We start from the raw sequence: 21,903 nt of genomic DNA on the forward strand, positions 1-21,903 counted from the left end.
ATAATATTATCTTATGCGGAAGGTTGCTGGGTTGAGCTTAAAATTAAACATTCTCGCGGGTTATGCTAGCCAGATTTACGTGACCTTGGTCGGCATCGCGATTCTGCCTCTCTATATAAAATATATGGGGGCGGAAGCGTATGGGCTGGTCGGCTTTTTCACGATGTTACAGGCTTGGTTTACTCTGCTGGATATGGGCTTGACGCCCACCATCAGCCGCGAAACTGCCCGGTTCAAGGCTGGTGCTATCAGTTCTTTGGCATACCGCCAGCTATTTCGTGCGCTGAGCAGTATCTTTTTTGGTATCGCTCTTGTCGGTGGTGGGGTGCTGATGTTGTTGTCAGCACATATAGCGGATAGCTGGTTGAAGGTTCAGACCCTGTCTCAATTTGAGGTGCAGACAGCTCTGCAAATCATGGCTGTAAGTGTCGCTATGCGCTGGCTCGGCGGGCTGTACAGAGGCGTGATTACTGGGGCAGAACATATTGTCTGGCTAAGTGCCTACAGTGTGGTTTTAGCCACACTGCGTTTCGTAATTGTGTTGCCCGTCATGTGGTATTTTGGTTACACACCTCTGGTGTTTTTCACTTATCAGCTAGCGGTCGCGCTGCTTGATACGTTAGGCATGTGGCTTAAGACGCTGACGCTGCTACCTCCGTTGGATAAAAGCGTGGAGGCGATCGGGTGGTCACTTGGGCCTGTAAAGCCGGTATTGAAATTTTCCATTGCCATTGCCTTTACATCATCTGTTTGGATACTTGTAACCCAGACAGATAAATTAATCTTATCAAGTATTCTACCCTTGTCCGATTACGGGCATTTCACAATGGCAGTATTGGTCGCTAGCGGCATTATGGTTGTGAGTGGTCCGATAAGTGGTGCGATCATGCCCCGTATGGCCAGGCTTTACACCGAAGGGAAACTCGATGAGCTGGTGCTGGTTTACCGCAATGCTACTCAGTTAGTGAGTATTCTTGCGGGTACGGCTGCGATAACCTTGGTCTTCTGTGCGGAGCCTTTATTGGCCGCATGGACCGGTGACGCCGTTCTCGCAAAACAGATAGCACCGATCCTGAAGCTCTATGCCGTCGGTAACGGTTTAATGGCGGTAGGTGCATTTCCCTATTACCTTCAATACGCCATCGGCAACCTCAAATACCATTTAATTGGAGCTGCCGGGATGGTGGTGGTATTGATCCCTAGTGTTATCGTTGCCGCGAATATGTATGGTGGTTTAGGAGCTGGTTTTGTATGGCTTTTGATGAACCTGTTATTTTTGCTCGGTTGGGTTGCTTATGTTCATTATAAAATGATGCCGGGAATGCACGTTGGTTGGTTGTGGGGCGACATTGTGAAAGTGGTTGCGCCAGGTGTGGCAGTGGCTTTGTTGGTGAGTCAAGTTGGATTTGACACTAGCGGATTGCTCAACGGACTTCTCTATAGCCTGTTTTTAGGCGGCGCTGTCTTGTGCGCAATTATGGTGTTTTCCTATTACGTTTTTCCTCTGACCTTGCTCAAGAAAGTAAGGGGCTGACCAATGGTTTTTCTACCTTTTTTTATAGTGCTGATAATGTTTCTGGTCTACCAAGTAAAAAATAGATTTTACTTTGGTGTGGTGAGTTACTTACTAAGCATCTATCTGGCATCTTTTTTTTGCTCTATTGTTCTCAGTGAGGCCTTCGACTATTCCAAGAGCTTTAATCTTGATACGGAGGCGGTGCTCTATTTTTCTGCACTTGTTTTTGTTCTTTTGTCGGGGTTTACAATCTTCAAGGATGCTGAGGTTGAATGTATTTCGCTTGATAATTTCAGGGCGCTGAAGATTATCGAGTGGTTAATGATTCCATTGTCGCTTTTCGCTCTGTTATTTTTTGCGATGAGCGCCGCTATCGCGTTGGCTGGAGACGTTGAGTCAAACCGTAATATGATCGCCGCTGGCGGCGTTTCATATGTTGAGCAATACGGAGTGATCAATACAATTTGTTCATTGATCGCGAACCTGTTCCTGCTGAATATGTTATTTGCGTTTTTGAATCTTTCTGAAGGCTATCCTGGGAGCAGGCTGAAAGCGTTTGTGCACTTGTTCTGCAGTACCGTATATATATTTTATATATTGTCTTATGTCGGGCGTGACGGTTTTGTGTACTGGGCCATGTCGCTGGGTTTTTTTCTGTTGTTTTTTCGAGGGTTTATGCCCAAGAGAAACATACTGCTGCTAGTAGTGTGTGCGGCAAGCCTGGCTGTTCCGGCACTGTTGGTATTTATTAAAATTACGATGTCACGCTTTGGTGGAGAGGGTTCCTCCGAAGTGCTGGGAGCGCTGCTCGACTATGCGGGGCAGCAGGTCTTTCACTTCAGTGAGCACTACCTGGTCGATGCACCACCGTTAGGTGGCAAGATGGATTTTGCACCGGTCAGCGTACTGAAAGCAGCGTTATTTGGTGAGGTTTATGAGCCCTTTGATCGTGAGGCATGGTTTGCCATTTATTTGGACAAGGGCGTCACTCCCTGGGTGTTCACGACAGTAATCGGCTCTTTCCTGCACGATTTTGGCCGCATTGGTTGTGTTGTAGCGATTGTGCTTATATTTTTGCTGGTTCGGACATTGCTTTACCGTGCCAAGGTCAGTGGCATTTTCAAATTGTCTGAACTCATTATGTTTATTTTGATGTTTCAGATTGTTTCGTGGGGTGTGTTTTACTATCGGCAATATTCAGCATTCTTTTATATTGTTGCGATGCTGCTTTTATTCTTGTTTTTCAAACTTTCGGGTGGGACGAGGACCTTGTTGATATTTAAGGTGGCGAAATGAGTATGGCATCCAAGCCTGTCGTTAGCGTTGTATGTGTTGTTTATAATCAAGAACAATATATTTCGCAGGCGATTGAGTCGTTTTTATGTCAGGAGACCAATTTTTGTTATGAGATTGTTATTCATGACGATGCCTCGACTGACCGTACACCTGATGTGATCAACCGGTACTGCGAACAATACCCGGGCAGAATAAAGTATGTAAGGCAGCCCAAAAACGTCTATTCCCAAGGGGCGCGAATTTTTGATACCGCCATCGCCTTTTCCTCGGGGGAGTTTGTTGCTCTCTGTGAGGGTGATGACTTTTGGACGGACCCGAAAAAGTTGCAGCTTCAATATGATTACCTGGTGGCCAACCCTGACATGGGCGCAGTGTTCGGTGATGCAAATGTTTATTACCAGGCATCGGGAGTGACCCTGTTTGCCCACGACCGCTCCCGTGGGGTAGTGCCGCCGGCAGGATGGGTCAAGGAGTCGCTGCTGAGAGCAAATCCCTACAAAACATGTACAGTCATGTTGCGACGCGAAGCCGTGCAGGGCTATGCGGTTCACGCTAGCAGGCTACAGGCTAAAATGGATGACTATGTGGCGTGGCTCCATATTGCCGGACATTACAGGATAGGCTATTTGCCAGAAGTATTGGGCACCTACCGGGTACTCGAACAGAGTGCTTCGCATTTTTCAGAAGGAAAGGGCAAGCTCCGATTCGAGAGAAGCGCTTATAAAGTATCGACTTATTTTTGTGATCGATACGGAAGTGCTCTGCCCAGAAACGTGTTGAGGTCCGGCTACTCCTTTAATATGTTCATGTATTTTTGCAGGGCTAGAAAGTTCAAGGCGGCTCTGGGCTATGTCTATTGTTCAGCGGAGTTCTTCCGGTTACTTTGGGCTGGGGTATACCGTGCCGTATGGAGAAAAGCCAAACGGCTACGCGGTGGCGTAGACCGTAGCAGAGTGACGCAGTGATGCACGCGGTGTCGAAGGTGGCGTTCGGTAACGGCATATATTTAGATTGCCAAACTTCGTGGGGTGGCATGTGAAAAAAGTGATAGGTGGTGGCCTTCTTGCGAAGAGCTTTTCTGGCCTTGGTTTCTCTGCCGATTGCCTTATTCTTGCTTCTGGGGTTTCCAATTCAGCGGAGCAACGGGCGTCCGAGTTCCGCCGCGAGTTTGAGCTTGTGCGGAATCAGATTGAAGATAATCCAATGTTGCCTGTAGTTTATTTCTCTACCTGCAGCGTTTATCAGAAAAAGCAGACACCCTACACGCGTCATAAACTGGAAATGGAAGAGTACGTCTCGAAGCATGCGGATTCGTTTTATATTTACCGATTACCGCAGGTGGTAGGTGTCGTAAAAAATCTTACGCTGATCAGTTATTTGGTGAATGCGGTTCTTGATGGTGAAACGGTTACCGTTCAGAAGTATGCAAAAAGAAATCTCCTGGATATCAAGGACGTTGTAAGGCTTTCTCACTATCTTATTGAAAATAAGATAGGGTGTAACACTATTCAAAACCTGGCGTCGATTGCGGCTGTTCCAATTGCAGATATTTTGTCTGAGGTCTCGAGCATTCTGGGTGTAAGTGCGCGCTCAAATGTGGTTGAACTGGGTGAGAGCTATGATATTTCTGTTGATTTCATCATCGAGCAATTTGGCAAGGCTGACCCGGTTTTGAGTGACAACTACTGGACACAAGTGCTGCGCAGCTACGTACCACTGCTTTCAAAGGGAACTGATTGATGGGATATCCTCTATGACAAATCCAAGCGCCCCCAAGATTCTGATCAATTGCTCCAACTTGCACGTTGGGGGGGCGGTTGCAGTGGCATCGTCATTTATTGATTGTCTCAGCCGATTTGAGGACGTTCGCGCAGACATATCGTTGCTGATTTCTTCGCTGGTCCTGAAAAATCTTAATTCATTGGGGACCGATACCTCGATTTTCAAGAGTGTGATAGTGCTGGATTGCTACGGAATTAAATCGCTGTGGCAGGGCGTCGATAAACACTTTATCGGCCAGGATGTTGTATTTACTGTGTTCGGCCCGTCCTATTTTTTGTTTAAACGTACCCATCACTTATTTGGATTTGCTCAGCCGTCTATTATTTATCCGAATAATTCGATGACTGAGCGAATGGGCTTGATACCGCGCCTAAAGCTAAAGGCAAAGTTCAAGCTGCAGGAGTTGTTTTTTTCGCGAGCTGATCAGTTTGTCGTAGAGCTTGAGCATGTGAAAGTGGGGCTTGAGAAGTTGTACTTCTTTCAGGGTAAGCCGATCGATGTTGTATATAGTACGGTGGACTCGGTATTCAGTCAGCCTGAGCGCTGGCAGCCGGTGGCCATTCCCGATACGACGTCTATCAAGCTTGGTATCATCTCGCGCAACTACCCGCACAAGAATCTGGCTTGCCTGCCGATGTTGAAACAGGTACTGCGCGAGCGCCATTCTCTTGCTGTTGATTTTTTTGTGACGTTCCCCGAGCAGGAGTGGAAGCAATGTACGCCATTTTTCAGGGCGAATATCGTCAACGTAGGTCCCTTGACTCTCACTCAGTGTCCAAGTTTCTACACCGCGATGGACGGAGTTATTTTTCCGAGCCTGCTGGAGTGCTTTTCTGCTGTTCCGATCGAAACCATGATGATGAAACGGCCGCTTTTTGCTTCTGATCTGCCCTTTATCAGGGACTGTTGCCATGAGCATGCACACTATTTTGATCCGCTGAACGTTGATGCCATGGCTGACGTAATCGCTGACTATTACTCAGCTTTGCCAGCAGCACACGAAAAACCGCTTGCAGATGCTTACGACTTTGTCCAAGGCTACCCGGGGCCGAATCAGCGGGCCCAAGCGTATCTTGATCTTGTGCTCAAAGCTGCAGCGCAGCGTTAACAACATTAATACCTATTTTGATATTTTTACCGAATTCGGGGGATGTATATGTTTAAAGATAAAACCCTTTTGATTACCGGTGGGACCGGCTCGTTCGGGAACGCTGTGCTCAAGCGCTTTCTCGATGGTGATATCGGTGAAATTCGTATCTTCAGCCGGGACGAGAAAAAGCAAGACGACATGCGCAAGCGTTATGCAAGTTCGAAGCTGAAGTTTTACATTGGTGATGTCAGAGACTATCAAAGTGTCCTTAACGCCACGCGTGGTGTTGACTTCATTTATCATGCCGCCGCTCTCAAGCAGGTTCCATCCTGTGAGTTTCACCCGATGGAAGCTGTCAAAACCAACGTTATCGGCACCGATAACGTTCTTGAAGCTGCTATCCAGAACCAGGTCAGCCGGGTCGTGTGCCTTAGCACCGACAAAGCGGTTTACCCGATCAATGCCATGGGTATTTCCAAGGCAATGATGGAAAAGGTGATGGTTGCCAAGTCGCGCAACGTCGATGAGAAAAAAACCGTCATCTGCGGGACGCGCTACGGCAACGTGATGGCGTCCCGTGGCTCGGTTATTCCGTTGTTTATCGAGCAGATCCGTGCCGGTAAGTCGCTGTCGATTACCGATCCGAACATGACACGCTTCATGATGACGCTTGCTGACGCCGTGGATCTGGTTCTCTATGCATTTGAGCATGGCAACAACGGTGATCTGTTCGTGCAAAAAGCACCCGCTGCGACGGTTGAGACACTCGCCCATGCATTGACGGATCTTCTGGGCAAGCCAGACCATCCGGTGCAGATCATCGGTACTCGTCACGGCGAAAAGTTGTACGAAGCGCTGTTGAGTCGCGAAGAAATGGCCTGCGCCGAAGATCGCGGTGATTACTTCCGTGTACCGCCAGACCTGCGTGATCTCAACTACAGCAAGTTTGTTGAAGAGGGCGAAGAAAAGATCTCCCGCACCGAAGACTATAACTCGCACAATACTCAGCGCCTGGATATTGAGGGTATGCAGAAGTTGCTGTTGAAGCTTGACTTCATGCGCGCCATCCAGCGCGGCGAGCATGCTACGCCCGAGGAGTGATCATGAAAGTTCTTATCACAGGTGCGAACGGGTTCGTCGGTAAAAATTTGACCGTCCATTTAGGCGAACGCAAGGACGTCGAAGTTTTTCGTTTTTCCCGGGAAAATGACCCCCAGGAGCTGGCTCCACTGGTAGCACAGGTTGATTTTGTATTTCACCTGGCAGGTGTGAACCGTCCGCAGGATCCAGAAGAGTTCAAAACCGGGAATGCTGATCTGACCCGTGAGTTGGCAGAGGCGATTGCCGCCAGTGGCCGCAAGATCCCTCTGATCTATACCTCGTCGATCCAGGCAGCCCAGGATAATGCCTATGGTTCAAGCAAGCGTGCTGCCGAAGAGGCATTGAACAAGCTCGCTGCCGAGCACGGCTCGCCTGTGTACCTGTTCCGTTTGCCTAATGTCTTTGGTAAATGGGCGCGTCCGAACTATAACTCTGCGGTCGCCACTTTTTGCCATAACATCGCCCGTGGGCTTCCTGTACAGATCAACGATCCCGGCGCAAGTATTACGCTTGTCTATATCGATGATGTAATCAGGAGCTTTATTTCGGTGATGGACGGGCTGGTCGTGCCGGCGCCATTCAACGAAGTGGTGCCGCAGTATCAGATTACGGTCGGAGAACTTTCGCAGCAGTTGCAAGCTTTCCGCGACAGTCGTGGCACTTTGATCACCGAGCGTGTGGGAACGGGCCTGACTCGTGCTCTGTACTCTACCTACCTCAGCTACCTGCCTCCGGAAAGCTTTACCTATGAGGTGCCTAAATATGGTGATCCTCGTGGTGAGTTTGTGGAAATGCTCAAAACCCCTGATGCTGGGCAGTTTTCATTTTTTACCGCCCATCCGGGTGTCACGCGGGGCGGGCACTATCACCATTCCAAGACTGAAAAGTTCCTGGTCATCCGTGGTGAAGCCTGCTTCAGATTCAGGCATATCGTTTCCGGCGAGTTTTATGAGCTGTTCACCGATGGCGTGAAACCGGTCATTGTTGAAACGGTACCTGGATGGACGCACGACATCACGAATGTGGGTGAAGGCGAAATGATAGTCATGCTTTGGGCAAATGAAATTTTTGACCGGGAGCATCCTGATACTTACGCCTTGGCGGTCGGTACGCAGGCTTGAGGGGAAGAGGCGGAGAATGAACATGAAGCAGATGAAAGTTGTAACTGTTGTAGGTACTCGACCGGAGATTATCCGTCTGTCGCGCGTGATGGCGGCCTTGGACGAGCATTGTGAGCATATTCTGGTCCACACGGGCCAGAACTATGACTACGAACTCAATCAGATTTTTTTTGATGATCTGGGTATTCGTAAACCGGATTTCTTCCTCAATGCAGCAGGTGCCAGCGGTGCGGAAACGATCGGTAATGTGATCATTGCAGTCGATCGGGTACTGGCAGAAGTGAACCCTGAGGCACTCTTGGTGCTGGGGGACACTAACAGCTGCATGGCTGTTATTCCTGCCAAACGTCGCAAGATTCCTACGTTCCATATGGAAGCCGGTAATCGTTGTTTTGATATGCGCGTTCCGGAAGAGATCAACCGCCGCATTGTTGACCACACCGCGGATATCAACCTGACGTATAGCACCATTGCGCGTGATTACCTGTTGCGTGAAGGTTTGCCGCCAGACATGGTCATCAAGACCGGTAGCCCGATGTTTGAAGTACTTCAATACTATCGTCCGGGTATTGAAGCGTCTGATGTACTTGAGCGCCTGGGTCTTGAAGCCGGCAAGTTTTTTGTGGTCAGCGCACACCGTGAAGAGAATATCGATTCCGATAAGAACTTCCTGAAGTTGGTGGATGTGTTGAACGAGGTCGCCGCACATTTCGGGTACCCGGTAATCGTTTCAACCCACCCTCGCACGCAAAAACGCGTTGACGCGCTGGGCATCACATTTCATGAAAATGTGCGTTTGCTCAAGCCGTTGGGCTTCAAGGATTACAACAAGCTGCAACTGGAGTCCAAGGCAGCACTGTCTGACAGCGGTACCATCAATGAAGAATCGTCGATTCTCAACTTCCCGGCCCTGAACCTGCGCGAAGCCCATGAGCGTCCAGAGGGTATGGAAGAGGCGGCGGTGATGATGGTTGGCCTGGAAGTGGAGCGCGTAATGCAGGGCCTGCAGTTGCTCGACAGCCAGGAGCGCGGGACTGACCGTACGTTGCGTCTTGTCGCAGATTACAGCATGCCAAACGTTGCCGCTAAAGTGGTTCGAATCATTCACAGCTATCGTGATTATGTGATGCGTGTAGTCTGGAAAAGGTATTAATTAAATGGCAGTCCGTGTTTTGCTTTTGACTCAGTGGTTCGATCCAGAACCCACATTCAAGGGATTGGTTTTTGCACGAGAGCTGGTGAAGCAGGGATTTGACGTCGAGGTGGTTACCGGATTTCCCAACTACCCAGGCGGCAAGATTTATCCTGGCTTCAAGATGCGCTTGATTCAGAAAGAAGTAATTGATGGAGTCAAGGTTACACGGCTGCCTTTATACCCAAGTCATGGTCAAAGTGGTTTGGGCAGGGTCGCGAACTATATAAGCTTTGCGGCCACAAGTTTATTCTACGGTTTGTTTGGTGCAAAACGTCCGGATGTGATCTACGCCTATCATCCGCCGTTGACGGTGGGTATTGCCGCCGTGTTCATCAGGTTTTTTCGCCGTGTGCCAGTGGTCTATGACATTCAGGACATGTGGCCTGATACGTTGCGGGCAACGGGGATGTTTTCAAACGAAAAGGCATTGAATGTCGTTTCAAAAGTATGTGATTGGGTCTATCGCCATGTTGATCAAGTCGTGGTCCTGTCGCCGGGCTTCAAGCGTCTGCTGATCGAGCGTGATGTGCCCGAAAAGAAAATCGAGGTTATTTATAACTGGTGCGCCGAAGATCAGATTACGGCAAGCACCCACCAGGTTCCGGACGGTTTTCCCGACGCATCGCGCTTTCGTGTGCTTTTTGCCGGGAATATGGGGAAAGCCCAGGCACTCGATTCGGTGCTCGATGCGGCCAAAATTTTGCAGTTGCGCGACAAGGCCATGGTTTTCGTATTTCTGGGTGGCGGTGTCGAAGTCAAGCGCCTGGAGCAAAGGGTGAGCGATGAGGGGTTGAATAATGTGGTGTTCCTGCCGGCGGTTTCCATGGCGCAGGTCGGCAACTACCTGAGCAGCGCGGATGCGTTGCTGGTCCACCTTAAAAAAGACCCATTGTTTACTATCACCATTCCCTCCAAGACGCAGGCGTACATGGCAGTGGGCAAGCCGTTGCTGATGGGTGTGGATGGTGATGCGGCGGACCTGGTCAACCAAAGCGGATGTGGCCATATTGCACAATCACAAGATCCTGATTCATTGGTTGATGCGGTTGATAAACTCATGAACGCCACACCCGCCGAGCGCGCTGCGATGTCCGAGAACGGACGTGATTTCTATCGCGCCAATTTGTCCTTGCGCAAGGGTGTCGAAAGTTTTGCAGTGATCTTCAAGCGACTGGCCGGGAAGCGTGGTCAGTGACAGCCTTGGAAGTTAAAGTGTCAATATCAGGACAGAGTGCGGGATTGCCAGATGCTTAAGCGGTTATTTGATGTAGTTGCGTCGTTTTTCGGGCTGTTATTGCTTTCGCCCGTCATTGCTGTTGTCGCCTGGCAAGTCCGTCGGAAGCTGGGCACACCTGTACTTTTTCGTCAGGTACGTCCGGGGTTACATGGCAAACCCTTTGAGATGATCAAGTTCCGCACCATGAAAGACGCGTGGGACGCGCATGGCAACCCACTCCCTGACTCTGAACGCATGACAGCATTTGGCTCGTTCCTGCGTTCCAGCAGTCTGGATGAGCTTCCAGGCTTGTGGAATGTTTTAAAAGGCGAGATGAGCTTGGTTGGGCCGCGTCCGTTATTAATGGAATACCTGCCGCTTTACAACGCGCAACAGTACCGCCGGCACGAAGTTCGTCCTGGTGTAACCGGCTGGGCACAAGTCAACGGACGTAATGCGTTGAGCTGGGAAGATAAGTTTAAACTCGATGTATGGTACGTAGACAACCGGAGTATCTGGCTGGATGTGAAGATTGTCTTCCTGACGCTGAAAAAAGTGCTCATCCGAGAGGGGATCAGTGCCGATGGTGAAGTAACCATGTCGAAGTTTACGGGGGGGCAATAATGAAGCGCTTAGCCATTGTCGGCGCCGGGGGCCATGGCAAGGTCGTTGCTGATACGGCGGAGTGTTGTGGCTGGGAAGTTGTCGAGTTCTTTGAAGACAACTGGTCTGGTCGAGAGACGAACGGCGCCTGGCGTATTGCAGGTGATACTTCGACTTTGTTGAACCATGCCCGTGATTACGATGGTGTCGTTGTGGCCATCGGAAACAATGCGGTACGCCTCGCCAAGCTCAAGGAGCTGGCGGGGGCAGGGGCGCAGTTGGTTTCGTTGATCCACCCCGACGCAACAATCAGCCGTTATGCTGCGATAGGTACGGGGTCGGTGGTTTTCGCAGGCGTAGTGGTGAATGCCGGTGCGCAAGTCGGATCAGGTGCGATTCTTAATACGGGATGCAGTATTGATCACGACTGCGTACTTGGTGATGCTGTACATGTCAGTCCGGGCGCCAGACTTGCTGGCACTGTCCAGGTTGGCAGCATGAGCTGGATCGGTATCGGCGCCTGTGTCAGACAGTCCACACAGATCGGTTCTCATGTGATTGTGGGTGCAGGTGCGGCGGTAGTCAGTGATGTAGCTGATTCGCAGACAGTCGTTGGCGTACCGGCCAGGCCACGTTAAGCGGGCATGCGGTGTGTTGACCATGGGTGGCCATAAATAATTGCGGCGGACGAACCGGCGAATAATACGGCCCTTACTTTCTTCATCGAAATTAAGGGGTAATGTGTTGCGCTGACACTCTCTTGTTTTTCCCCCTGGCCGTCTTTTACTACTGAAGAAACCGACGCGAAACGCGATGTCATCGTTCAAAAAGGGCAATTATTTGATCGGCAAAGACTGCCAATAATTTTGAAATAATTTACTGCCTGGTCTGGCACCGAATATGCAACTGTGTTGCAAACAGCAATGTTATTCTCGATTTGGCACTGTTGGTGTCGGATCGTGATGGTTGAACTTCATCGGAAACAAATCGGATAACGCCGGCTCCTGGTCATTTACACGAATGAGGCCGCAATACCTGCCATTCAAGCAGCAGATCAGAGCAGCAGATCACAATCGTTGGGCGAATGGTGAGCGGATCTGGCAGATCCCGGCCAGCGAGTGATTGTTTTTTTGCGTATGAAATGCGCGCCAGTGGTCGTACTGTCATTTACTTGAAGGCCAGACAGGTATCCCCAAAGGCCTAATGTACCTTTTGGCTGTCTGCCCGCTTAAGGCATCCCGGGTACAGGAGATACAAAAGCAAGGTCCGCAACGCGGTGATGTTGAATTGAGAGGTGAGAACTGTATCATCCGCGCAGGGTTCTAAATTTTGGCGATCATTGAGCCTGTGCACATCCATAGAATTCACATGAATGCGTTTCAGGTAGGGGTCTATAGCCTGAGCAGATAGGGTTGGTGCTTGACTAGATGGTGGCATAACGAGCATCGGCAAAGGAACTGTTGACGCTGTGTCAAATTCATCACTCATTCGTCGACGTTCCGATGCAGTCGGGGTGAACCCGCAGCGGTGATTCTATTTGGCCGCTATGGAAAAGAAACAAGCCAGATGCGAGGCACTGGCGATTGCACCATACAATGGTAAACGGAAGACCCATTAATGAAATGCCCATGTCCATAACAAGCCCCGCAGCAGCCTGCGTGGCCATTACATCCAAGCCAGGCGACTGGTACTTGGTGCAGTGCAAACCCAGACAAGACGAGCGGGCTGAAGAAAACCTTCAGCGCCAGGGTTATGACTGCTCGCGCCCATCCTGCCGGCGCGAAACCCTCGTACGTGGTCAATTGCAATCCACTCGAGAGTCCTTATTCCCAGGCTATCTGTTTATACACATGCCCCAGGGCGCTAACTGGGCACCCTTGCGTTCCACGCGGGGCGTAGCTCGCATAGTGGCTTTTGGTGGCCGGCCTCTGGCCGTTAGCCATGATCTTATTATTCAACTGCAAGAACGCGCCAACACGCACGCTATCGCCGCGTACAGCCCAGGCAACAAAGTTGCCATTCTTGATCAGGGCTTCGCAGGTATTGAGTCCATATTCATGACCATGGACGGAGAAGAAAGAGTCATTCTGCTTATCAATTTGATGAATCGTCAGCAACAGATCAGTTTGCCAGTGACCAGTATTGGCAATCGCTAAGTAAAACTCAGGCTATGGCCTGAGTAATGAGAAACCCCGTTTTCAGGAAATCGACGTTGAATCCTGGGGCGGTAGCGTGTTTTTCAAAATAAAATTCAAACGATCACCTGTTGGCATCAAAGGTGGTTTAGCCGAATAGTTAAGGAAGAGCCAGAAACATGACCACCATTAAGCGTAAAGGCATCATTCTCGCTGGCGGCTCAGGTACACGCCTGCACCCGTTGACTTTAGGCGTCTCCAAACAGATGTTGCCTATCTATGACAAGCCGATGATTTTCTACCCTCTATCGGTCTTGATGTTGGCGGGCATGCGAGAAATCCTGATTATCTCTACCCCGGAAGACCTGCCTTGCTTTAAAAAATTGCTGGGTGATGGCAGCCAATACGGCATTGAACTCAGCTACGCTGAACAGCCGAGTCCCGATGGATTAGCGCAGGCTTTTATCATCGGCGAGGAGTTCATCGGTGAAGATCCAGTCTGCCTGATCCTTGGCGACAACATTTTTTATGGTCAATATTTTTCCGACAATCTGCGTTCGGCCATGTCCCGCACGACAGGCGCAACGGTCTTCGGCTACCACGTCTCCGATCCTGAGCGTTTTGGTGTTGTTGAATTCGACGCTGCCGGTTGCGCGATCAGTATTGAAGAAAAGCCAGCAATACCAAAATCCAAATATGCTGTTACGGGCTTGTATTTTTACGATAATCGCGTCGTCGAAATCGCAAAAAAAATAAAACCCTCTTCACGGGGCGAGCTTGAAATTACAGACGTCAATCGAGCGTATTTAGAGACTCAAAGCTTAACTGTTGAACTGCTGGGGCGTGGTTTTGCCTGGCTAGATACAGGAACGCATGAGTCTTTGCTAGAAGCGAGCCACTTCGTGCATACGATTGAACACCGACAGGGATTGAAAGTCGCTTGTTTGGAAGAGATAGCGTTCAATAAAGGATGGATCACGCCAGAAAAACTAGAGGCCCAAGGACGAAAACTTGAAAAGACAGGTTATGGCCAATATCTGTTGAGACTCTTTTTTGAAAGTAATCAGAAATGAAAATAACCCGCGCTGAAATCCCCGATGTTCTCATTATAGAGCCTGTTATTTATAAAGACTCACGTGGTTGGTTTATGGAGACTTTTAACCATAAGCAATTTGCAGAAAGTTTACAGTCCTTAAATATACCCAGCCCTGAGTCATTTGTTCAAGATAATCACTCATGCTCTTCCAAGGGCGTCTTGAGAGGGCTCCACTACCAAGAGTCACCGCATGCGCAAGGAAAACTGGTGAGGGTCGTGAAGGGATCCGTATATGACGTGGTTGTGGACATCCGAAAAGACTCACCCAGTTATTTGCAATGGTTCGGGATTGAGCTGAGTTGCACTAACAATCTTATGCTGTGGATTCCTGAAGGCTTTGCTCATGGTTTCGTTGCCTTGGAAGAAGATACACATTTTTTGTATAAGACAACTGACTATTATCATAAAGAATCTGAGCGCTCAATTTTATGGAGTGACCCTGCATTGGGCATTCGCTGGCCTGAGTTGGGGGGGTACAAAATCAGCGAAAAAGATGCTGAGGCTTTGCCGTTTGACGCTGCACATTGATACTCGGGAGCGGAGAGTCTGTTCTGGTATGAGTCTCCCGTGGTGAACACCGCCACGGCATGGCTTCTATAGGCAGTGCAAGAATGTAAAGCTGTGGAGAGTGCGGTATACGCAGCTATAAACGGTTTAGTGCACCGCGACTGTTGGCACAGGTGTTGTGGCTTTTGCTGGGGGGCAAGTCCGGCGCGGCGACTGGTTGTGGTTTTATCCTGAGTCCCGCCTGCAGTATCGATCACGATTGTTTTTTGGACGAGTGTGTTCAGGTTAGTCCCGGCGCGAGGCTTGCCGGGACAGTACGTGTTCTCCGCTTGCGCTGGATCGGTATTGGTGCGAGCGTAACCCAGTCTATAAATATCGGCTGTAATATCAATATCGATGCCGGTACCGCGTTTTTGAATCACTTGACGAAATAAGAGCCGTTGCAGTTATTCCTGCTAGCGGCTTGGGGAGATGAATGCACTCCCGGTATGCACAGACTGCTTTTTAACTTTTATTCGTGGGTACTGAATTGTGTTGAATACACCTTTTTCTCCTTGGCCTTCCTTCACCGTAGAAGAGGCTGACGCTGTCCGCGATGTCATATTATCCAATAAGGTCAACTACTGGACCGGTCAAGAAACGCGGACTTTTGAAAAAGAGTTCGCGGCCTGGTCAGGTACTGAATATGCAATTGCCCTTGCCAACGGCACTGTAGCCCTTGACCTGGCATTAAAAGCGCTCGGGATCGGAGCGGGTGATGAGGTGATAGTTACCTCTCGTACGTTCCTGGCTTCGGTTTCAAGCATCGTCAATGCGGGTGCGGTACCCGTTTTCGCAGATGTCGACCTGGATTCGCAAAATTTTACGGCTGAAACCATCCGTGCAGTTTTGACTCCGCGTACCAAAGCGCTGATCTGCGTTCATTTGGCCGGCTGGCCATGTGATATGGATCCGATCATGGCGTTGGCCAATGAGCATGGGCTAAAGGTGATTGAAGATTGTGCCCAGGCCCACGGTGCTCATTACAAAGGCAGGCCGGTCGGTTCTATCGGCCATGTAGGTGCCTGGTCATTCTGTCAGGATAAAATCATGACCACCGGCGGCGAAGGTGGAATGGTCACCACTAATGATCGACAACTGTGGGCTGATATGTGGGCTTACAAAGACCACGGCAAGAGTTGGGAAGCTGTTTATGAGCGAGACCATGCCCCTGGCTTCCGTTGGCTGCATGAAAGTTTTGGTACGAACTGGCGTATGCTCGAAGTACAAGCCGTTATTGGACGTATTCAATTGCGTCGCATGCAGGACTGGCAAGCGTCTCGCCTGAGCAATGCCATGCGTATTTGGGATGCGGCTCGGCAATTGCCAGCACTGCGGGTTCCTGTACTACCTGCCGATGACGTGCATGCTGCGTACAAATGCTACGTGTTTGTGCGTCCTCAAGACTTGAAGGCTGGCTGGTCCCGGGATCGCATTCTGAATGAAATGGTCTCTCGCGGCGTGCCGGCTTTTTCCGGTTCATGTTCCGAGGTTTACCTTGAGAAGGCTTTTGACAATACGGGCTGGCGGCCTGAGCAACGCCTTGCCAATGCGAAGGAGCTGGGTGAGACGAGCATGATGTTTTTGGTGCATCCAACACTCACAGAACAGGAAATCAGTTTGACCTGTAAGGTATTGAGTGAAGTTGTTGAGGAAGCATCACTGGTGTGAGATATAACCTTGCGATGGGTAGCCAGGAGCATTGAGCAGTAGAGTGTTGATGGTTTTTTTTGTGCAGCATAGGTGTTCAAGGGTTTATGGATAAAATTCGAACGTACTTACTCAACCTGTCACGGCGGCAAAAACGCGTTATTCAAGTGGCCACAGATGTGATTCTTGTCTGGATTGCCCTGTGGCTGGCTTTTGTCGTGCGGCTAGGTATCGAGGAAGCGCTTTTTCCATTCGAGATGCACCTTTCTCTTTTCGCTTTTGCGCCCCTGATAGCCATTCCTCTATTTGTCCGGTTCGGTATGTACCGCGCCGTGATGCGCTATTTCGGCAACGATGCCCTGATAGCGATTGTCAAAGCAGTAAGTCTGTCATCGCTGGTTCTGGCTGTAGTGATGTATTGGTACAGCAATCCCGAAAACCTTGTGCCGCGCTCGATAGTTTTCAACTACTGGTGGCTGAGCCTGATCATGCTGGGCGGTTTGCGTCTGGCCATGCGGCAATACTTCCTGGGTGACTGGTTCTCTGCTGCTCAGCACGTTCCCTTTACCAGCCGGGACGACGGCTTGCCCCGTGTTGCCATTTACGGTGCCGGCGCTGCGGGTAATCAGCTGGTCGCGGCCCTGCGCATGGGCAGAATCATGCGCCCTGTAGCTTTCATCGATGATGATGAAAGCATCTCTGATCGTGTTATCTCCGGTTTGCAGGTGTTCAAGCCTGAAAACATGCAGCAGATGATTGATCGGACAGGTGCACAAGAACTCTTGTTGGCAATCCCTTCTTCGTCCCGCGGTCGCCGTCGGGAAATTCTGGGTCTGCTTGAAGGCTTCCCGCTTCATGTGCGCAGCGTTCCAGGTTTCATGGATCTGGCCAGCGGCCGGGTCAAGGTCGACGATATCCAGGAAGTGGATATTGCCGATTTGCTGGGGCGTGATGCGGTACCTGCCCAGGGGGAGTTGCTGGAGCACTGCATTAAAGGTCAGTGCGTACTCGTGACGGGGGCGGGCGGCTCCATTGGTTCAGAGCTGTGTCGGCAGATCCTGGCACTTCGACCAACGACGTTGCTGCTGTTTGAACACAGCGAATTCAATCTTTACAGCATCTGTTCCGAACTTGAGCAACGGGTTACTCGTGAGTCACTGTCGGTGAGGGTATTACCGATTCTGGGCTCGGTGCGTAATGCGCACAAACTGCTGGAGGTCATGAAGACCTGGGGTGTCGATACTGTGTATCACGCTGCCGCGTACAAGCATGTCCCAATGGTTGAGCACAACATTGCTGAAGGCGTACTGAATAACGTTATTGGCACGCTCAATACGGCCCAGGCTGCTTTACAGTCCGGGGTTGCGAACTTTGTGCTGATTTCTACTGACAAGGCTGTACGTCCGACCAATGTGATGGGCAGCACCAAGCGCCTGGCCGAGATGACGCTTCAGGCGCTCAGTCGAGAAGTGGCGCCTGTACTGTTTGGCGATGCAGCTAATGTTTCGCGGGTTAATAAAACCCGCTTCACCATGGTTCGCTTTGGCAATGTACTGGGCTCTTCGGGATCGGTCATTCCGTTGTTTCACAAACAGATCAAAGCCGGCGGGCCACTGACTGTGACTCATCCCAAAATTACCCGCTACTTCATGACTATCCCGGAGGCCGCACAGCTGGTGATTCAAGCCGGTTCCATGGGGCAGGGCGGTGATGTGTTTGTGCTCGATATGGGCGAGCCTGTGCGTATTGTCGAGCTGGCCGAAAAAATGATTCACCTTTCCGGCCTCAGTGTTCGCTCAGAGAAGAATCTGCATGGCGACATCGAAATCGAATTCACGGGCCTGCGCCCGGGCGAAAAGCTTTACGAAGAGTTGCTGATTGGTGACAACGTAGTAGCGACCCAGCACCCGATGATCATGAGTGCCAATGAAGACATGTTGCCCTGGGATGAACTCAAGCAGCGGCTGAGACAATTGCTTGAAGCGGTGGATCAGGACGACTATCCGCTGGTACGGCAGCTATTGCGCGATACGGTCAGTGGTTATGCCCCCGAGGGCGAAATTGTCGACTGGATCCATCAACAACGTCGTTCAGAGTTGTTATGACTACATACTCTGCAACGCAGTGATTTTTGACACTCCGCTTCCATCACCTACGTTTGGAGTACAGCTCAGGAAAGCTGTTTCTACTTAACGATGTAAAGGAGTGTCACTTATGCGTATTAGCTTTCTGTCTTCGATGTTTTTGGCCCTGATGGTGGGTATTTCCGGCGTAGCTCATGCTGCGCCCCAGGCGGAGGTACCCAAGCCGACTGTAAGTGCCCATGCTGAGCCAGAAGCACAGCTGGTAACGGTCAACCTCAACACTGCAGATGAGGCGACACTCCAGCGTGAACTCTCTGGTGTAGGGGCCGCCAAAGCCAGGGCCATAGTGGCTTACCGTGAGGCCAACGGGAACTTCGCCTCGGCAGATGAACTGCTGGAAGTGACCGGGATAGGCAAGGCCATTTATGACAGGAATCGCGATAAGGTCGCGGTGAACTAAGCCAGCCGGTGGAAAGTAAAAAGGCCAGTCATTGACTGGCCTTTTTACGTCTGGTGTTCAAGCCTGCTGGTCTGATTGCTTCAATGCATTACGCGTTACTGCAAGAATCTTCTCTCTGAGTGCATCGCTTTGGGCTCCGCGAGACAGGACCAGAGCCCCAACCAGTGTTGCAAGTATCACAATGCTCCGGTCTTGAGCATCCGGCTCCTCAAGGGCGCCCTCAATCTGTTCAAGTCTGGCGTTGATTACGTAGTCCGTGGTGGAGCTGGGAAGCCCTTGTTGGGCCATTTCAGCGGACATTGTTGGTAGCGGGCAGCCTTCATGGGGAGAAGTGACGTGCCATTGGGACAAGTAAGTGTCGATGAATGCATTGAGTGGTTGCGGCTGGCTGAATAGTTGTTCGCAGATGGTGTCCACTTCATCAGCCGCATGCTGCAGGGCTTTTTCTACCAGTTCGTTTTTCGACGAAAAGTGTGCATAAAAGCCACCGTGGGTGAGGCCCAGGGATTTCATGAGGGGTTGTAGCCCCGTGGCGCCAATCCCGTCTCGCCGGAAGAGCCCGGATGCTTCTTTGATGATGCGTTTGTGGGTTTGGGCTTTATGACCTGGGGAGTACCGCATGGCTGCTGTCTCTTATGCAATCAAGCATCATAGCCTTGGGCTCCAGGGAGATGTACAGGTGTTTCATTCCAGGGCATGTAGATATTTATAGTCGACAACCCAGCCCATGGGCTGGGTAAACATAGTCAGACTGTCTCAGCGGTCCTTCGACTCTTTCTCATCCATTTCGGCGTTACGTTCGGCTACACGTTTACGCTGTTCATCGGTCAGTTCAACTTTGTTGGCGGTTTCACGTAAAGTCATCAGCGCGCCAACGATGGCGCCGATAGCTACGATCAGAATTAACCAGGCATACCAGGGCATAGTGTTCTCCTTGTTGAGTGAACCGCTGTGCAAGGCGTTCGCAAAGCGGGTTGCAGTCTGTCCTTTTGAGTCTGTGACTACGCAGTGGTTTCATTGTAGGCCGGTTAATCCGCTGCGGGTCTTATAACTCTTTAGATGACTAAAATTGTGAAATTGCGATCATCGGGTGCCGGTAAGCGGCTGGTTCCGCTACAATGCGCGCCGATTTCGACCAGCCTGAGAACCCGCTAATGTCCGACTGCCAGACTCCTATTATCGTCGCCCTGGATTTCCCAACGCGTGACGCCGCACTGAAACTGGCTGATCAGTTGGACCCGAAGCTGTGCCGGGTGAAAGTGGGTAAAGAGCTGTTTACCAGCTGTGCTGCGGAAATTGTCGGCACTTTGCGTGACAAGGGTTTTGAGGTGTTTCTGGATCTCAAATTCCACGATATTCCCAATACCACAGCAATGGCGGTTAAAGCTGCCGCCGAAATGGGCGTGTGGATGGTGAACGTTCACTGCTCGGGCGGGATGCGGATGATGGCCGCGTGCCGTGAAGTGCTCGACAAGCGTACCGGCCCGCAACCGCTGCTGATTGGTGTGACAGTGCTGACCAGCATGGAGCGCGAAGACCTGGCCGGGATTGGCCTGGACATCGAGCCTCAAGAGCAGGTACTGCGGCTGGCTGCCTTGGCCCAGAAGGCCGGTATGGATGGCCTGGTCTGCTCGGCACTGGAAGCGCAAGCGCTCAAGGCTGCGCATCCAGCGCTAAAACTGGTGACCCCGGGGATTCGTCCTGCAGGCAGCGCCCAGGATGATCAGCGCCGTATTCTGACCCCGCGCCAGGCGCTGGATGCAGGCTCTGACTATCTGGTAATCGGCCGCCCGATCAGCCAGGCTGCGGACCCGGCCAAAGCTCTGGCTGCGGTGGTCGCCGAGCTGGCCTGACTGCGCGCTAATTAATACTGATTCTGTAACAACGGCTTGCCTGCGATGCTCTCGCGGTCAGGCCGTTGCCAATTCAGGGGGGGCACAATGATCAAGTGCCGGGTCAGACCTTCAAGATCAACTTGCCGAAGTTTTCCCCGCTGAACAGTTTCATCAGGGTTTCGGGAAATGTTTCCAGCCCTTCAACAATATGCTCCTTGCTTTTGAGTTGGCCTTTGGCCAGCCATCCGGCCATTTCTTGCCCTGCTGCTGCATAGCGGTCGGCATAGTCCATCACCACAAACCCTTCCATGCGTGCGCGATTCACCAGTAGCGACAGATAATTGGCCGGCCCTTTTACGGCTTCCTTGTTGTTGTACTGGCTGATGGCGCCACAAATCACTACGCGGGCTTTAAAGTTCAGGCGGCTAAGTACTGCATCGAGAATATCGCCGCCGACGTTGTCGAAAAACACATCGACCCCTTTAGGGCATTCGCGCTTAAGACCTGCGATGACGTCTTCGCTCTTGTAGTCGATAGCCCCGTCAAAGCCCAGCTCTTCAATCAGTAACTCGCATTTCTGTTTGCCCCCGGCAATACCCACCACGCGGCAGCCTTTGAGTTTGGCGATTTGCCCGGCAATGCTGCCGACCGCACCGGCGGCGCCGGAAATCACGACGGTGTCACCCGCTTTAGGTGCGCCGACTTCGAGCAAGGCGAAATAGGCGGTCATCCCGGTCATCCCCAGTGCTGATAAATACACTGGCAAAGGTGCGAGTTTCGGATCGACTTTGTAGAAGCCCCGGGGTTCGCCCACGAAGTAGTCCTGCACCCCCAGCGCACCGTTCACATAGTCACCGACTGCAAAACCGGGATGTTCGGAGGCAATCACCTGACCGACACCCAGGGCGCGCATCACTTCGCCCAAACCGACCGGCGGAATATAGGATTTGCCTTCGTTCATCCAGCCGCGCATGGCCGGGTCGAGCGACAGGTATTGATTCCTGACCACTATCTGGCCTGCGCCCGGCTTGGCCACAGGCACTTGCTGAAAGCTGAAGGTGTCCCGTGTTGCGGCGCCGACGGGGCGTTTGGCAAGAAGAAACTGGCGGTTGGTCTCGGCGGTCATGGTCTGCACTCAGCTAAAAGACAAAGACTGTTGATAGCCCTTCTTGCCTGG

21 protein-coding genes are annotated in these 21,903 nt (G+C 51.1%); 18 read left to right on the forward strand and 3 right to left on the reverse strand.

All coding sequences use genetic code 11. From position 1 onward, the window contains the following. The first annotated feature begins 31 nt into the window (after nt 1-31). From B195_RS08015 to B195_RS08095, 17 genes are all read left to right on the forward strand, one after another. Nucleotides 32-1,534 (forward strand): oligosaccharide flippase family protein, encoded by a 1,503-nt coding sequence (locus B195_RS08015; RefSeq protein WP_236010194.1) that lies wholly within the window; start codon nt 32-34, stop codon nt 1,532-1,534. 36 nt (nt 1,535-1,570) lie between these two features. Next, nucleotides 1,571-2,812 (forward strand): hypothetical protein, encoded by a 1,242-nt coding sequence (locus B195_RS08020; RefSeq protein WP_191985168.1) that lies wholly within the window; start codon nt 1,571-1,573, stop codon nt 2,810-2,812. Then, complete coding sequence (locus B195_RS08025) at nt 2,809-3,777, forward strand: glycosyltransferase (RefSeq protein WP_003447119.1); 969 nt, start codon at nt 2,809-2,811, stop codon at nt 3,775-3,777. The genes B195_RS08020 and B195_RS08025 overlap by 4 nt, the downstream gene beginning before the upstream one ends. Nucleotides 3,778-3,847: 70 nt before the next feature. Further along, on the forward strand, nt 3,848-4,552 hold the full coding sequence (locus B195_RS08030) for an NAD(P)-dependent oxidoreductase (RefSeq protein ID WP_010656177.1): 705 nt from the start codon (nt 3,848-3,850) through the stop codon (nt 4,550-4,552). Between the two features lie 13 nt (nt 4,553-4,565). Next, nucleotides 4,566-5,702 (forward strand): glycosyltransferase, encoded by a 1,137-nt coding sequence (locus tag B195_RS08035; RefSeq protein WP_003447121.1) that lies wholly within the window; start codon nt 4,566-4,568, stop codon nt 5,700-5,702. A 48-nt stretch (nt 5,703-5,750) separates the two neighbouring features. Next, a complete protein-coding gene (locus B195_RS08040; RefSeq protein WP_003447122.1) occupies nt 5,751-6,785 on the forward strand; it encodes a polysaccharide biosynthesis protein in 1,035 nt (344 codons plus the stop codon). Between the two features lie 2 nt (nt 6,786-6,787). Further along, the gene (locus B195_RS08045) at nt 6,788-7,906 is read left to right on the forward strand and encodes a capsular polysaccharide biosynthesis protein CapF (RefSeq protein ID WP_003447123.1); all 1,119 of its coding nucleotides are present in this window, start codon (nt 6,788-6,790) and stop codon (nt 7,904-7,906) included. Nucleotides 7,907-7,928: 22 nt separating this feature from the next. Further along, entirely contained in the window at nt 7,929-9,059 is a 1,131-nt protein-coding gene (gene wecB, locus B195_RS08050) for a non-hydrolyzing UDP-N-acetylglucosamine 2-epimerase (RefSeq protein WP_003447124.1), read from the forward strand. A gap of 4 nt (nt 9,060-9,063) precedes the next feature. Continuing rightward, complete coding sequence (locus B195_RS08055; protein ID WP_003447125.1) at nt 9,064-10,296, forward strand: glycosyltransferase family 4 protein; 1,233 nt, start codon at nt 9,064-9,066, stop codon at nt 10,294-10,296. A 51-nt stretch (nt 10,297-10,347) separates the two neighbouring features. Continuing rightward, nucleotides 10,348-10,941, forward strand: coding sequence for a sugar transferase (locus B195_RS08060; protein WP_003447126.1), 594 nt, complete (start codon nt 10,348-10,350; stop codon nt 10,939-10,941). Next, complete coding sequence (locus B195_RS08065) at nt 10,941-11,558, forward strand: acetyltransferase (RefSeq protein WP_003447127.1); 618 nt, start codon at nt 10,941-10,943, stop codon at nt 11,556-11,558. The genes B195_RS08060 and B195_RS08065 overlap by 1 nt, the downstream gene beginning before the upstream one ends. A gap of 990 nt (nt 11,559-12,548) precedes the next feature. After that, nucleotides 12,549-13,076: a transcription/translation regulatory transformer protein RfaH gene (gene rfaH / locus B195_RS08070; RefSeq protein ID WP_191985169.1), complete on the forward strand. Its 528-nt coding sequence runs from the start codon at nt 12,549-12,551 to the stop codon at nt 13,074-13,076. 158 nt (nt 13,077-13,234) lie between these two features. After that, entirely contained in the window at nt 13,235-14,128 is an 894-nt protein-coding gene (gene rfbA, locus B195_RS08075) for a glucose-1-phosphate thymidylyltransferase RfbA (protein ID WP_003447135.1), read from the forward strand. After that, entirely contained in the window at nt 14,125-14,679 is a 555-nt protein-coding gene (rfbC, locus tag B195_RS08080) for a dTDP-4-dehydrorhamnose 3,5-epimerase (RefSeq protein WP_003447137.1), read from the forward strand. The genes rfbA and rfbC overlap by 4 nt, the downstream gene beginning before the upstream one ends. A gap of 510 nt (nt 14,680-15,189) precedes the next feature. Continuing rightward, entirely contained in the window at nt 15,190-16,368 is a 1,179-nt protein-coding gene (locus B195_RS08085) for a DegT/DnrJ/EryC1/StrS aminotransferase family protein (protein WP_003447140.1), read from the forward strand. A gap of 86 nt (nt 16,369-16,454) precedes the next feature. Further along, the gene (locus B195_RS08090) at nt 16,455-18,452 is read left to right on the forward strand and encodes a nucleoside-diphosphate sugar epimerase/dehydratase (protein ID WP_003447142.1); all 1,998 of its coding nucleotides are present in this window, start codon (nt 16,455-16,457) and stop codon (nt 18,450-18,452) included. A 109-nt stretch (nt 18,453-18,561) separates the two neighbouring features. Next, the gene (locus B195_RS08095; RefSeq protein ID WP_003447144.1) at nt 18,562-18,891 is read left to right on the forward strand and encodes a helix-hairpin-helix domain-containing protein; all 330 of its coding nucleotides are present in this window, start codon (nt 18,562-18,564) and stop codon (nt 18,889-18,891) included. Nucleotides 18,892-18,948: 57 nt separating this feature from the next. On the opposite strand, the gene B195_RS08100 is transcribed toward B195_RS08095, so the two are convergent. Beyond that, entirely contained in the window at nt 18,949-19,512 is a 564-nt protein-coding gene (locus B195_RS08100) for a TetR/AcrR family transcriptional regulator (RefSeq protein ID WP_003447146.1), read from the reverse strand. Between the two features lie 135 nt (nt 19,513-19,647). Continuing rightward, complete coding sequence (locus tag B195_RS08105; RefSeq protein ID WP_003447148.1) at nt 19,648-19,815, reverse strand: DUF2897 family protein; 168 nt, start codon at nt 19,813-19,815, stop codon at nt 19,648-19,650. Between the two features lie 230 nt (nt 19,816-20,045). Between B195_RS08105 and pyrF the strand changes: the two genes are divergently transcribed. Then, complete coding sequence (gene pyrF / locus B195_RS08110) at nt 20,046-20,744, forward strand: orotidine-5'-phosphate decarboxylase (protein WP_003447150.1); 699 nt, start codon at nt 20,046-20,048, stop codon at nt 20,742-20,744. A 103-nt stretch (nt 20,745-20,847) separates the two neighbouring features. Here the strand turns inward: pyrF and B195_RS08115 are convergent, their stop codons facing one another. Continuing rightward, nucleotides 20,848-21,852, reverse strand: coding sequence for an NADP-dependent oxidoreductase (locus B195_RS08115; protein ID WP_003447151.1), 1,005 nt, complete (start codon nt 21,850-21,852; stop codon nt 20,848-20,850). Nucleotides 21,853-21,903 lie beyond the last annotated feature (51 nt).

The sequence above is a fragment of the Pseudomonas sp. Lz4W genome (assembly GCF_000346225.2).
In the GTDB taxonomy this organism is placed as follows: domain Bacteria; phylum Pseudomonadota; class Gammaproteobacteria; order Pseudomonadales; family Pseudomonadaceae; genus Aquipseudomonas; species Aquipseudomonas paraversuta.

Excerpts from the sequence above, each read along its gene's own strand:
- B195_RS08020 (WP_191985168.1), top strand. The coding sequence starts at position 1,571 with ATGTTTCTGGTCTACCAAGTAAAAAATAGATTTTACTTTGGTGTGGTG.
- B195_RS08025 (WP_003447119.1), top strand. The coding sequence starts at position 2,809 with ATGAGTATGGCATCCAAGCCTGTCGTTAGCGTTGTATGTGTTGTTTAT.
- B195_RS08035 (WP_003447121.1), top strand. The coding sequence starts at position 4,566 with ATGACAAATCCAAGCGCCCCCAAGATTCTGATCAATTGCTCCAACTTG.
- B195_RS08040 (WP_003447122.1), top strand. The coding sequence starts at position 5,751 with ATGTTTAAAGATAAAACCCTTTTGATTACCGGTGGGACCGGCTCGTTC.
- B195_RS08045 (WP_003447123.1), top strand. The coding sequence starts at position 6,788 with ATGAAAGTTCTTATCACAGGTGCGAACGGGTTCGTCGGTAAAAATTTG.
- wecB (WP_003447124.1), top strand. The coding sequence starts at position 7,929 with ATGAAGCAGATGAAAGTTGTAACTGTTGTAGGTACTCGACCGGAGATT.
- B195_RS08055 (WP_003447125.1), top strand. The coding sequence starts at position 9,064 with ATGGCAGTCCGTGTTTTGCTTTTGACTCAGTGGTTCGATCCAGAACCC.
- B195_RS08060 (WP_003447126.1), top strand. The coding sequence starts at position 10,348 with ATGCTTAAGCGGTTATTTGATGTAGTTGCGTCGTTTTTCGGGCTGTTA.
- B195_RS08065 (WP_003447127.1), top strand. The coding sequence starts at position 10,941 with ATGAAGCGCTTAGCCATTGTCGGCGCCGGGGGCCATGGCAAGGTCGTT.
- rfaH (WP_191985169.1), top strand. The coding sequence starts at position 12,549 with ATGTCCATAACAAGCCCCGCAGCAGCCTGCGTGGCCATTACATCCAAG.
- rfbA (WP_003447135.1), top strand. The coding sequence starts at position 13,235 with ATGACCACCATTAAGCGTAAAGGCATCATTCTCGCTGGCGGCTCAGGT.
- rfbC (WP_003447137.1), top strand. The coding sequence starts at position 14,125 with ATGAAAATAACCCGCGCTGAAATCCCCGATGTTCTCATTATAGAGCCT.
- B195_RS08090 (WP_003447142.1), top strand. The coding sequence starts at position 16,455 with ATGGATAAAATTCGAACGTACTTACTCAACCTGTCACGGCGGCAAAAA.
- B195_RS08095 (WP_003447144.1), top strand. The coding sequence starts at position 18,562 with ATGCGTATTAGCTTTCTGTCTTCGATGTTTTTGGCCCTGATGGTGGGT.
- B195_RS08100 (WP_003447146.1), bottom strand. The coding sequence starts at position 19,512 with ATGCGGTACTCCCCAGGTCATAAAGCCCAAACCCACAAACGCATCATC.
- B195_RS08105 (WP_003447148.1), bottom strand. The coding sequence starts at position 19,815 with ATGCCCTGGTATGCCTGGTTAATTCTGATCGTAGCTATCGGCGCCATC.
- pyrF (WP_003447150.1), top strand. The coding sequence starts at position 20,046 with ATGTCCGACTGCCAGACTCCTATTATCGTCGCCCTGGATTTCCCAACG.
- B195_RS08115 (WP_003447151.1), bottom strand. The coding sequence starts at position 21,852 with ATGACCGCCGAGACCAACCGCCAGTTTCTTCTTGCCAAACGCCCCGTC.